Source organism: Myxococcus virescens (assembly GCF_900101905.1).
Lineage (GTDB): Bacteria > Myxococcota > Myxococcia > Myxococcales > Myxococcaceae > Myxococcus > Myxococcus virescens.
This window is the reverse complement of record NZ_FNAJ01000022.1, coordinates 95,224-107,596: the sequence shown is the minus strand read 5'-3', so window position 1 is coordinate 107,596 and position 12,373 is coordinate 95,224. Positions and strand designations below refer to the sequence as shown.

5 protein-coding genes are annotated in these 12,373 nt (G+C 64.8%); 4 read left to right on the top strand and 1 reads right to left on the bottom strand.

What is annotated here, in order from left to right; genetic code table 11:
* On the top strand, positions 1 to 2,541 hold a 2,541-nt coding region (locus tag BLU09_RS39965; protein WP_143043252.1), incomplete at its 5' end, for a non-ribosomal peptide synthetase.
* A gap of 118 nt (positions 2,542 to 2,659) precedes the next feature.
* Here BLU09_RS39965 and BLU09_RS34840 read toward each other — a convergent pair.
* A complete protein-coding gene (locus tag BLU09_RS34840; RefSeq protein ID WP_090495436.1) occupies positions 2,660 to 3,523 on the bottom strand; it encodes an N-acetylmuramoyl-L-alanine amidase family protein in 864 nt (287 codons plus the stop codon).
* Between the two features lie 171 nt (positions 3,524 to 3,694).
* Between BLU09_RS34840 and BLU09_RS34835 the strand changes: the two genes are divergently transcribed.
* The 3 genes from BLU09_RS34835 to BLU09_RS34825 all read left to right on the top strand — a co-directional run bounded on the left by BLU09_RS34835 (position 3,695) and on the right by BLU09_RS34825 (position 12,344).
* A complete protein-coding gene (locus BLU09_RS34835) occupies positions 3,695 to 4,846 on the top strand; it encodes an SH3 domain-containing protein (protein WP_244172294.1) in 1,152 nt (383 codons plus the stop codon).
* A gap of 275 nt (positions 4,847 to 5,121) precedes the next feature.
* On the top strand, positions 5,122 to 9,795 hold the full coding sequence (locus BLU09_RS34830) for a hypothetical protein (protein WP_244172293.1): 4,674 nt from the start codon (positions 5,122 to 5,124) through the stop codon (positions 9,793 to 9,795).
* Entirely contained in the window at positions 9,795 to 12,344 is a 2,550-nt protein-coding gene (locus BLU09_RS34825; protein WP_090495430.1) for a hypothetical protein, read from the top strand. The genes BLU09_RS34830 and BLU09_RS34825 overlap by 1 nt, the downstream gene beginning before the upstream one ends.
* Positions 12,345 to 12,373: the final 29 nt, after the last annotated feature.

Sequence of the window (12,373 nt, the reverse complement as noted above, 5' to 3'; positions counted from 1 at the left end):
GTGGAGTGGGCAGGGCAGCAGGTGAGTTACGAGGCGTTGAATCGCCGAGCAAACCAGTTGGCGCACCACCTGAGGGGAATGGGAGTGGGGCCCGAGGTACGAGTGGGGTTGTGCGTGGAGCGCTCGTTGGAGTGGGTGGTGAGCGCGCTGGGGATTCTGAAGGCGGGTGGGGTGTACGTGCCGCTGGACGCGAGCTACCCGCTGGAGCGGCTGGGGTGGATGAAGCGGGAGGCGGGGGTGGCGCTGCTGGTGGCGCAGGAGAAGCTGGCGGACGAGGTGGCTGCGGGTGGAGAGCTGGTGGTGAGCGTGGACACGGAGTGGGCCACGCAGATTGCCAGGCAGCCGGAGACAAACCCGGAGGCGCGAGTGGGAGGGGGCAACCTGGCGTACGTGATGTTTACGTCGGGAAGCACGGGGAAGCCGAAGGGTGTGGCGGTGCCGCAGCGAGCGGTGACGCGGCTGGTGAAGGGAAGCGGCGTGGCGGACTTCGGTCCGGAGGAGGTGTGGCTGCAACTGGCGCCGACGGGCTTCGACGCGTCGACGTTGGAGGTATGGGGCGCGCTGCTGCACGGGGGGAAGCTGGTGGTGTACCCGGAGGGGCCGCTGGAGTTGGAGGCGGTGGGGCGGAGGCTGAAGGAGGCAGGGGTGACGTCGCTGTGGCTGACGGCGGCGCTCTTCGAGCAGATGCAGGCGTACCAGCCGGAAGCGCTGAGTGGAGTGAGGCAGGTGCTGGCGGGAGGAGACGTGCTGTCGGTGGGGCGTGTGAGGGAGCGGGTGAGGAGAGGGGGCATCCTCCTCAACGGGTACGGGCCGACGGAGGGGACGACATTCACGACAGTGCACCGGGTAGCAGAGGAGGACGTGGGGTTGACGGTGCCCATTGGGAAGCCGGTGGGGAATACGCGGGTGTACGTGCTGGACGAGGGAATGCGTCCGGTGCCGGTGGGGGTGAGGGGCGAGTTGTACGTGGGAGGGGAGGGGCTGGCGGAGGGGTACGTGGGGAGGCCGGAGTGGACGGCGGAGCGCTTCGTGCCGTCGCCGTTTGGGGAGGGGGAGCGGGTGTACCGGACGGGGGATGAGGTGAGGTGGCAGGAGGGTGGGGTGCTGGAGTTTCTGGGGCGCCGGGACGCGCAGGTGAAGGTGAGGGGTTACCGGATTGAGTTGGGGGAGGTGGAGGAGGCGCTGAAGCAGCACGCGCAGGTGAAGGAAGCGGCAGCGGTGGTGAGGGGAGAGGGGCAGGAGAAGCGGGTGGAGGCGTACGTGGTGGCGCCGGGGGGAGAGGGAGGGGCGCTGAAGGAGTACGTGAGGCAGAAGCTGCCGGAGTACATGGTGCCGTCGGTGGTGGTGGTGCTGGAGGCACTGCCGCTGACGCCCAACGGCAAGGTCGACCGCAAGGCATTGGCTGCTACAGACCTGCGGTCGCGCGTTGCCGCCGAGACCTTCGTCACGCCGCGCACGGACGCAGAGCGCGTGTTGGCGGGCATCTTCTCGGAGGTGCTGGGCGTGCCACGTGTCGGTCTTCATGACGACTTCTTCGAACTGGGAGGCCATTCGTTGTTGGCAACCCAAGTCGTGGCGCGTGTCCGCACGGAGCTGGGCGTGGACATGCCGCTGCGCGCGCTCTTCGAGGCGCCGACAGTGTTGCGGCTCGCGGTCTGGTTGCTGAGTTCGGACACGGAAGCAGGCGCGCGTGACTGTGTGGCATTGCAGCCTGAAGGTGCCGGCACGCCTGTGTTCCTCGTGCATGCCGTTGGCGGCGCCGTGGGGCCGTACCGTGCGCTGGCTCGGAGCATGGGGCGCGAGCGGCCCCTCTACGGATTCCAGGCCGCGGGGCTCGATGGACGCGAGCCTCCACTGGAACAGGTGGAGGCGCTCGCCCGCCGCTACGTTGACGCAATGCGCGAGCGTCAGCCCAAGGGCCCCTATGTGCTGGGGGGTTGGTCCCTGGGTGGGGTGGTGGCGTTCGAGATGGCGCGAGAGCTGGAGCGTCAGGGGCAGTCCGTGGCGCTCCTGGTCCTGCTGGACAGCTTCGCTCCCGGCGAGAATGCGCCCTCGCGGGAACCCGATGCGGCGTTGTTGCTCGCGGGAATGGCCATGGACCTGGCACGGACGGCAGGTGCCGAGTCCACCCTGCGTCCGGAGGCACTCTCGGGCCTGACCGAAGAGGCGCAATTCACCGCCGTCGTCGAGCATGCGCGACAGGCAGGGTGGCTGCCTCCCGAGGTCGAGGCGTCAACGCTCCGCGCCTGGCGTGATGTGACTCGCGCGAACCTGAGGGCGTTGGCGGCCTACCGTCCCGGTCCCGTTCAGTGCCCCGTGCTGCTGCTGCGTGCGAAGGATGCGCAACGCTCCCAGGCGGTGGAGCCGTCCCACGGGTGGGCACGCTGGGGGCTATCGGGCCTCACCGTGGAGGACGTTCCGGGGGACCACTACAGTGTGCTCAGGGAGCCGCGGGTGGAGACGCTGGCGCGCCGCCTGGTCGAACACGTCGGCGCCGCCACTGGGCGGCACGAGGCGGCGGGACAGCAAGGCGAGGGGTGAGCGAGGACTCCGCCTGAATGGCAGCGCCATGATGCCCGCTCACCCATGAATGGCGGGCCATCCACCACGAGGTCCGGTGGATGGCCTGGGGCATGTCACGGGGCGCTGCGGCTCGGGTTCAGCGGGGGCGGGTTGTGCGTGGCTTGGGGGATGCTTCGGGCGCGAGCGCATCCACGAGCCCCTGGGCCACGGCGGCGGCGAAGGCTTCCAGCGTCCGCTGCTCGCGCCACCGTGCGACTTCCTCGAAGTCGAGCGCATGGTGGGTCTCGATGATGACGGAAGGGATGCGCGGCTTTCGCAGGACGAAGATCTGCCTGTGCGTGGGCTCTCGGGCCACGAAGACGCCAGGCTGGGCGGTGTCGATGGCGTAGAGCCCCTCGTAGTCCACGCCGTCATAGGGCGGGAAGCCCGCCTGGCCCAGCCTGCGCGCCAGGGCGCGGGCCAGTCCCGCGCGTCCAGTCTGGAGGAGCGCGGTGGCTTCCGCGGACTCGGACCAGAGCACGGTGAAGCCAGGGGCGGAGTCCTGCCGGTTGCACTCCTGGTCCGGATTTGGAGACCAGGGCGTGGCGGTGCCACGCGAGTCGGAGTGCAGGCTGAGCATGGCATGGGCGCGCCACCGCTCGGCGGCGGTGACGCGGGTGGGATAGGGGACGCGCTCGCCCGGCCTGCGACTCAGGCGCGCCTGGAAGTGGCCGGTTGCCTCCAGCCGCTTCGCCAGGTCTTCCGCCACTCGGAGGGTAAAGGTCTCCTCGTCCTCGCAGGTGACGCCTTTGTTGCCGGTGTTCCCCTCCTCGCCGTGCCCCGCGTCCAGGTAGATGCGTCGCTTTCCAAAGTCCTTGGGGAAGCGGACCTCGGAAACGGTGAGGGGCGCGCCCGGAGCGGGCCATGTGGGAGAGGGGGCGGCAGGGGTGGGCTCGGAAGAGGCAGCGGGCCTTGCCCACAGGGCGAGTCCCAGTCCCAGCAGCAGAAAGGTCTTCGGCATGGTGCTTGAATTGCCAAGAAAGGAGCGTCGCTGCGTAGTCTCCCTTGTTGATGGGGTGGTGTGGAAGCCCACGTCGCGGTCTTATTCGACTCACTGAGTAGAACAACTCCTCATGAATCTGCGTCGGACTGGCATGCGAGTGTCTTCAACCGAGGGGGAAGGGTACAGGGCATGAAGACGATGCTGCTAGGTCTGCTGGTGGCCGCCGCTGGGGGAGAGCCGCCGCCGGCATACGTGCTGGGTTCCTCGGTGAATCTGCGGAAGGAAGCCGGCAAGACGGCGGAGATCCTCCAGAAGCTGCCCATCGGGACGGAGTGCCGAACGCTGGAGTCCCTCAAGGGGGGCTGGGCCCGGGTGCGCTGCGGAGAGGCGGAAGGCTTCGTGGTGGGGGCGTTTCTGGGCCCCGAGAAGCCCTCGGTGGAGAAGCTCGCCGCGGAGGCCAAGGACCCGAAGCGGACGTTGCTACAGCGAGAGGAGAGCGCCCTGCGTGCCGCCACGCTGGCTCCAGAGGACGCCGGCCTCCAGAAAGCGCTGGCGACGTTGTTCTTCGAGCGCAATCTGGAGGCCGTCGCGCGGCTGAAGAAACCGAGCCTGCGGAGGCCGTTCGAGTTCGACTGCACGGTGGATGATCCGGCTCGGTGCCTCGGGGGTACGAGCGCGCTCTTCGTCGACGGCGTCAAGGTTCGGGCCGAGACGAAGAAGAATCTGTTTGTCATCGCGTTTGGCACGGCGGAGACCTTGACGGTCTACCGGGGTCGGTTCCGATTCGACAACAAGCACTTCGAGAGGACTCAGGAGGTTCATGTTCAGGGTGAGGTTCTGGAGGAGAACACCTCCGCAATCACCCATTCCCTCGATAGGGCTCTCTTCTCCGAGGCCGCAATGCCTTCGAAGAACGAGTTGTGGCCAGCCTTCGGGCGATATGTGTTGAGCGAGGCTGCGGCACAGGGCGTTGCGGAAATTTCCTCTGAGTGGGCGTTGCTGTCATTGGAGAGTGAGGATGGCGTTCCCAGGATGCGATGGAACGCTTGCCTCAAGAGACCCTACAAGCTGTTGTTGAGGCGTGACATTCATGGGCGGGTGCTCGTCGTCATCGAGGGACCGGGTGGCGGCTTGGAGCGGTATTGGGTGACGGCTGCATCGAAGAGTGAGAGCAGCCTCGACCTGACGCTCGAAGACTTTTACGGGCGGCACGCGCGTCAAGAGCGCTTCAAACTGCCGGAGCCCGGAGCGGACATCGCGTTCTTGGGAAAGGCCGCTTATACATATGCGCTTTCGAAGTATCCCGATACGGGAGGGGAGTGTCGGGAAGGTGGTCCCTGACGCAGGGTTGGTCAAGGCTTTGAGCCGCCGTCGAGATGTTTGAAGCAAGGAATTGATCTGGCGCACTGGGGGAGTGCACAGAGATGGATTGAGTGAACGCACTCATGGGGGAGCGCGTTGTGTCTCGGAAAAATCGATATCCGGCCTTGTGGGACTATGAGTTCCCAGGGCGGCTTTTGTCTGCGCTGGACGAATATCATATCTTGAAGGTCCCATTGCTCGGGCAGCATTACCCGAAAGGGCCGGGGGATTGGTGTGGGCGGACAGCCAGTGCAATGGCCTATAACTACTACCAAGTGGTTCAAGGGGGCGATTTTACTTCTCGCTTCGTGACGCACTGGGACGGAGGCAAGCCGGGGCAGTTTGTGGATCTGCGATATCCGGGTGGGCAGCGAGCGTTCCATACGAAGCCCACAGCCCCACCCTTCAATGCCAATCTGGGTGGGTATTCGGTCTCGAATCGCAGCCCTGTTCCTGTTCCTATCTCGAGTGTGTCTCCTCCGCAGTTCGGAATGGAGGACAAGCATGCGTTCGAGGCGGGTGATTACAGTGCCTCCAAGGTGCTTGGGTTTGCATACGGCCATGTTCTGCCATGCTCACTTGATGACCGGCGCAGGAAGGCGGCGAGAATTGCGAACGATCCGAATTTGATTGAGGGGGAATTATCGCTGATTCTCCAGGCGCTTGCCGCCAATAACCCGGTCATCTTTTATTCGGGATTCTCTGCGAATAAGACTGAGCCCATTCATCTTGTTCTGATTGTCGGATTCGCTTGGCTGGTGGATGCTTCCGGACGTCATCTCTGGCTGGTGGTTGCTGATCCGGCGACACAGAACAACAAGATTGGTGACAAGAAAGGAAGCGGTCTCTTCTTCCCTCCAGAATCGGGATCGAGGGATGGAACGGATCTGAATGCAATCGCCAAGAAGCAGGTCACGGGTGAGCACGATCTCATCCGGGTACGCAGAGGCGACTGGGAGAATGCGCAGGCGCCCGTAGTCCTGATTCGTGCCCGCAAGCTGTTCGAGGAGAACACCTATAGCGCGGTGCCTGACGACTTGTTCATGGACTACCGCCACGACGAGCACAAGGGCGGAGCCTTTCTCTACTCGCTCCGTCCCACCGTCGTCCCGTCTGGTTTTCTCGAAACCAACGTGATGCGCACGGTCGCATATCCGTTCGATCACGGGGATACTCGCTTCCGGCCTATCAACTGCTATGCCCTCACGGAGACGGAGATGCCGCCCGGTGGGCTCTTCCCATTGGGAATGCGGCGGAACCTTCATTCAGGAATCCATCTGCCTGCGTCGCATTTCTCGGCGCGGGAGGGGACGGCGAACTCCGCAGCCGGGTCCGGCGTGCGAGAGGTTCGCTGCTTTGCCCCAGGTTACGTGGTGGCCGTCCGGTTGGCCCATGGTCTGCCTGCTCCCCTCGAAGAAAAGGAGCGTGTCGAGGAGGGACCCGAGGCGCACGAGTTGGCCCGGGAATTCACGGGCAACCACAACTCCTTCGTCCTCGTCCGGCACGATGTCGAGGAGGCAGCGAAGACGGAGGGCCAGCCGCCGCGGCGTTTTACGTTCTACAGCCTCTACATGCACCTCGTTCCTCCGGACTGGAAGGACCCGGACACATACCGGAACGTGGACTGGTTGAAGCTGCTCGTGCGGCGCCACGGAGCGGTGACGGTGATTGATCCGGCGCATGAGGCGTTTCGCCAGACACGGTGGTTGCAGGAGGCCCTGCCGGAGGCGGGAGCGGACGTCTTCGAGAAGAAGGGGGGAAGCTACTCCGTCGTGGGGACGGGATTGGGCGTGCCCGAGACACTGCGCCTGGGAGAGGCACCGGGGGATGATGTCCGGGCGCTCTGGAGGCCGGCGGACCAGGACCTGACGGGGATTCATGAAGCACTGCGCGAGGGGCGGATGGTGACGCTGCGCCACCCCTTGCTCAAGCTGGAGGCTGGCGCGGTCCTTGGCTACGTCGACAGCCGGAGCAAGGCCATTGGAGATGGCTTCGTCCACTGGGAAATCCTGGCGCCCTCCGAGCCAGGGCAACTCAAGGACTTCCTCGACTTCGCGAAGGACACGCTGGGGCTGGGCGACTTCTTCAAGGTCTTCGAGGAGGCGGACCAGAACAACTTCTTCGACCCGTCGAAGGGAGAACTCGACGCGCTGATGAGGCTGGCGCCCAAGTCGATTCACGCTGCGGGGAACCCCGAAGAGGAGTGTCTCTCCCGCTTCGAGCAGACGTATCACCACGGCGCGCTCAAGGAGATTCTTCGATCACCTCGGGCGCTCGCGTTCTCGTCCGATGATGCGCCTGGTGATGCCGGCGAGCCTTCGTTTCCCGCGGAGCTTGTCATCACCAACTACAAGGACGCGCTCCCTGAAGGGACCTACTGGCTCAAGCTGACCTTCGAGCCTCCCTTGGGCGAGCGGTACGTCGCTTACGATGGAAAACAGAGCCGTCTCAACGTGCGCTTGCCGGCTGGGGCTCGACGAATCTTCGTGGAGCCGGCCGACCGCTCCGGCTTTCTGCTGCAGGTGGGCGGCGGTGCTCAGGATGCACTCGAGCAGGAGCTTCAGCACTTCAAGAGGCTGGCATCCGTCCGTTGGCGAAACGTGGTGCTCAGGCATCTGAACGAGTGGTTGCCGGAGAGCATCGTCGTTCAGGTGATGAAGCATCTGGAGATTCACGGTCAGCTTCGAATGGGGAGCCAGATCGCCGACATCCAGCAGCCGGACGAGGCCAAGAGGCTGCTGGGACGCTACGCGGAGGCAGTCGGATTCTGGGCCCACCCGGAGGAAGTGCCCTTCCTCGGGCCCGTGGGGGACAACGGTGGCAAGAAGGCGCTCTTCGCAGCGGCGCCTGACGTCGACCAATTGCCCGCGAAGGGGCTGGTCGACAACCCGCACCCAGTCACCTTCGCCTGGCTCCTGATGCTCATGGTCCGGCATGGCCTCGTCCGGTTCTCGGACCTGCCGGCCTGGCGCCCGAGCAACTCGAAGGACGTGCTCGCGGTGGGGTGGCTCCCAGCACGAAGCGCTCATGTCGCATACCGGGTGGGGGAGCTCCTGGACGTGGGGGCCGTGGTGCGCGGGAGCGGAGACGACGAGGTGGAACTGCAGATGCTGCATGAGGGCACACGCTGCTTCCTCGCGAGCGGAAGTTGCACCGAGGGTGCTTTCTTCGCACAGGTGGAGTTGCCGGGTTGGGGGGCCTGCACGCTCGACATGCCGGGTGCCCGGCTCGTGGGAACGGCGACATTGGAAGTGCTCCCGCCGGTGTTGCTGGGTGGGCGCGAGTCGGCGGAGGTTCCTGGGAGCCAGGTCGTTTCCTCGGCTCGTTACGCTCCCGAGTCTCACAAGGATGGAACGTTCTCCTGGCGTATTCCCTTCAGGGAGAACTGCCCAAAGCTTCTTCGGGGTTGGGTGCTTCTGAGCGCATGGGCGAAGGCCACGAAACAGGAAGGGCTGCACCCGGAGGCACCTGCGTTCGAACTGGCCCGTGTGGCCATCCCCGTACAGGGACGGGAGGACTCGGCGTTCAATGAGTCCTCCGGACTCCGCGTCGTTGACGGCTTCATTCAGAAAGGGGCGCTCAAGAAGCTGGAAACGTATGTGACGCGGCACTTCACCTACCGCGCCTTCTTGAAGGCCGCTGCTTCCAAGGCAGAGCCTCCGTTGGCTTGGGCGCTCGTGGAGGCGGTGGAGCGTGTCCAGTGCGCGTATTCAGAGAAGCAGTTGCTGGTGTTGTCCGCGCTGGCCGAGGACGGATTGTCCATCGTGCTCACGGCCACGAATGCCCGGCGTTTGAAGGATGCCGCTGAGAAGGTTCGAGAGGATGGCTGGTTCACCGCCTTGGAGGACGCGGCCAAGGGGGCGATTCGCGTCCGAGTCCCAGCGCCAGCGGAGGGACATCATCCTGGCGAACTTGTCATCCGGTTCGACGCCAGCGCTGCTTTTTCGGAGCTGCGGAAGGGCATCCCAGGTACCCATGAGGTCCATGTGAAGTTCGGCGCGTTCTTCCCGAACGGGGGAAGCGCGTGGGACTCGCGTCTGGCGACGGCGGATACGCTGGGGAGCCGGTGGGAACCTGTGACGCTCGACGCGCTGCGGAGCGGCGCCAAAGCGGGGGCGCTGGAGGTGTGGTCCACCGAGGTGTCGGAGGTCCTTCACATCCCTTCGCTCGAAGCGCCCAAGGTCTTCGTCACCGCCCGGGGGATTCAGCTTTCCTCGCGGTTGCTGGGTGGGAATCGGACCTTCTGGGAGAAGGCTCGACCCATCATCAAGGTGGGCCACAGTTCCCTCGATGAAGCCGCCGCACGTCAGTCCGTCATCCAGAATGGGTGCGTGGTGCGGACCTTTGGGTTCGAGGATGCGCAGGTTCAGGAGCGAATTCTCATTCCGACCGCCGAGGTGGTGAACAAGCATGTGCCCCTGGGGCACGAACGGATCGACGTCCAGCCCGCGAAGGGCCGTGCTTACACCATGCAGCGCAACGCCAGGCTCGAAGCTCGGTCTCACTACCATGATGCCTTCAGCCTGAAGGTCGCCGTCATGACGGAGGCCGTCCCGGTGAGCAGGCCCTTCCGATTGGAACTCGCCAGTCCGTCGCTGCCAGGGGGCCCGCCCGGGCTTCCGCTGAAGCTCAAGAAGGGCAGCGTTGTCTACAAACCAGAACGCCAAGGGCAAGGTCTGACGGACGTGGAAGGGGCGCTGCATGCGGACGTGGATCTCAATGACGTCGAGGCCGCGTTGGAGGGCGCCAGGGAATACGTGCTCCGTGTCGTCCCGATTCATCAGAACGACGCGGATCTTGCTCGGGAGCTGAAGCTCTCGTTGCCCGAGCGGATCGTGCCCCGAGTACACGACGACGTGCGGATTCGCCCCAATCTGTGGTGGTGGTCAGACGACCTGGGGGCCGTGCCCATGAAGGGGGAAGGGTGATGGCGGAAACAGCCGTTGCTTCACAGTCACATGCTGGCGGCGAGCGCTTCGAGCTTCGGCGTGAACCGGGAGCCGAGGGCGTCTTCTATCTCGTCGCGGTGGCCCCCACGGAGCTCAAGCTCTCCCTGCGGAGCCACCGGGCCGTTCAGGACAGGATTGCCTTCATCCTGGAGGGAACGCACAAGAACCTGCCGGCGGACACGGTCTGCAGTGTTCTGATCAAGACGCACGCGCGTGGGATGCCAGCGCGGGAGTACACGCTGGTCAACGTCCCGCTGCGTGTCAATGGCAGGTCATGCACGTTGGAGTTCGAGGCGGACATCTACGAGGCGAGCTTCTTCGGCCGGGGCCACGCGGAGATGACCGTCGTCCCTGACTTCCCCTTCGCGCAGGAATGCTGCCTCGAAAAGCCCTTCGAGTTCGACATCCCCCTGGGGCTCAGGGGACTCGACCTGAGCGTCCCTGTCCTGTTTGGCCGACGGTTCCACTTGAAGCCGGACATGGATGCACGTTTCACCGGCGCGACGCTTCGGCTCTCCATCTACCACTCCGTGGAGCCGAAGCGTGGCGTGGCGCCGAGGATGGCTTCAGAGGAGCAGCGCTATGCCGCGCTGGAATGGAGCGCTTCCGACTTGGGCGCGAAGGACTGGCGAGTTGGCTGCGCCTGGAGTGGGGACGGTCTCCGATTGCCATGGCGTGAGCCCATTCAGGGCGAGTACGCCTTCGACCTGCGGCTCGAAGTGCTCCGAGACCTCGAGGGGGAGACGCGGCCCTACGTGGTGTGGGAGCAGCCCAGGGCATGCGTGTGCCCGAAGCCGAAGTTGACCGGGTTCGAATTCAAGCACCACGCAGTCACCGCGACGGTGGAGCATCTGGATCCGGATTTCGAGCTCCCCCTGGAGCTGACCCACTGGCGGTACGAGGCTCAGACGCGAGGAGAGGCCCTGTCCTTCACCCTGATGGACCCCGTCTCGCGGCCGGTGTTGGTGAACGCCAACGAGAGGGGCCTGTTCCTACGGCAGTTCCTCGACGCCGAGGACTGGCTGCGCCGGAAGAGCTTCGCCTTGTTGCGGATTCCGCGCTCGTTGACGGGGACCGATGAATACGTGCCCATCCGCTCGGTGTTGGACTTCGATGAGACGCAGTTCCTCGCGTTCGAGGACGAGGACCTGTGGCTGGAGGCCCCAACGCCGGCCAGGGCGCCCGCGCGACAGAAGCAGGACCGAGTGCGCCAGGAGCTGGTGACGGCACTGGCCTCCAAGGAGCTGGCGGTCCGGCCTTCGCGCATGCCTCGCTTCGGGGACGTCTGGCTGGGGGCTCGCGACAACCACCTGCTCATCACCGTGAAGGTCATCGGGGATCTCGACTACTGGCGTGAGGCCTCGCCTGTCTTTTCGATCTGCGACGACCTGCGTCCCGTGGAGCCAACGGCCTCTCGGGAGACCGAGGTGCTTCGGTTGGAGGCGCGGCCCCTTGATGGGAATCCTCGTTACTACGAGGCGCTCGTTCGATTCGACGATCCTCGAATCCGCCAGAAGGTCTTCATCCAGGGGCGAGTCTCAAAGCCGGATGCGCGGCTCTGGGACGAATGGGTGGCCGCGCCACCGGCCTTCTCCGTGGAGTACCCAGGCGTTCCCCAGCTCCAGGGACTTCGCGCCGAGTTCGTCCAGCTCACGGATGATACGTCCATCCTGGAAGTCCGCTGTCAGGCCCTCCACATTCCCAATGGAAAGGAGGGGGAGGTCATCGAATTCCGCCTGTATGAGTTCTTCGCTGACGTCGCGGAGCCCGTTGTCTTCGGTGCCGTGCCCTTCCGGTATGAGGTCGCGAAGGGGGCGGCGGGGCAATGCGACGCTCGCGGACGGGTGGTGGCGCGTCTCCGGGAGCCGGCGCTCGTCGAGCGGATGCGGCGCAAGGGCCGGTTTCGGATTGAAGCGCGTCTGGTGGAGCGGGCGAATGCCAACCACTCCAGCGCGCTTCCTGCCATCCACCTGGACCTGGAGGGAACACCGCGCCGCATCGAAGGCACGCTCATCTACGGCAGCCACCCGAATGTGACGGAGGCGTTTCGGAGGAAGGTGCTGATCATCGCCGAGCAGTTGGAGATGAATGCCGATGATTTGATGGCGTGCATGGCCTTTGAGACAGGCAATGCCTTCCGGGCCGATACACCGAACCGGGCTGGGCATCAGGCGTTCGGTCTCATTCAGTTCACGGCCATCAACGAAGGAAAAGATGCGCTCGACATCAAGCTGTCCGCACTGGTGCGGATGAGCGCTGTCGAGCAGCTCGACTACGTCGCCAAGTACTTCCGCATGTGGAAGGCGCGGTCGAAGCTCCCTCTAGACAATCTGGGTGATGTCTACGCGTGCATCCTCTGTCCAGAAGCGCTCGGCAAGGACGCGTCCTTCGTCTGTTACGCGAAGGGGTCGAGGGGCTACGAGCCCAACAAGGGGTTGGACCGCGGTGGCAAGGGCTTCATCACCAAGGCAGACATCTTGGTTCCGGTGGAGCGGCACCTTCGTGAAGGCCAGAAGTTCCGCAAATAGAGACGTCTCCTTCAGGTGACAGCATGTTT

Coding starts and splice junctions, on each gene's coding strand:
- BLU09_RS34840 (WP_090495436.1), bottom strand. CDS start 3,523: ATGCCGAAGACCTTTCTGCTGCTGGGACTGGGACTCGCCCTGTGGGCA.
- BLU09_RS34835 (WP_244172294.1), top strand. CDS start 3,695: ATGAAGACGATGCTGCTAGGTCTGCTGGTGGCCGCCGCTGGGGGAGAG.
- BLU09_RS34830 (WP_244172293.1), top strand. CDS start 5,122: ATGGCCTATAACTACTACCAAGTGGTTCAAGGGGGCGATTTTACTTCT.
- BLU09_RS34825 (WP_090495430.1), top strand. CDS start 9,795: ATGGCGGAAACAGCCGTTGCTTCACAGTCACATGCTGGCGGCGAGCGC.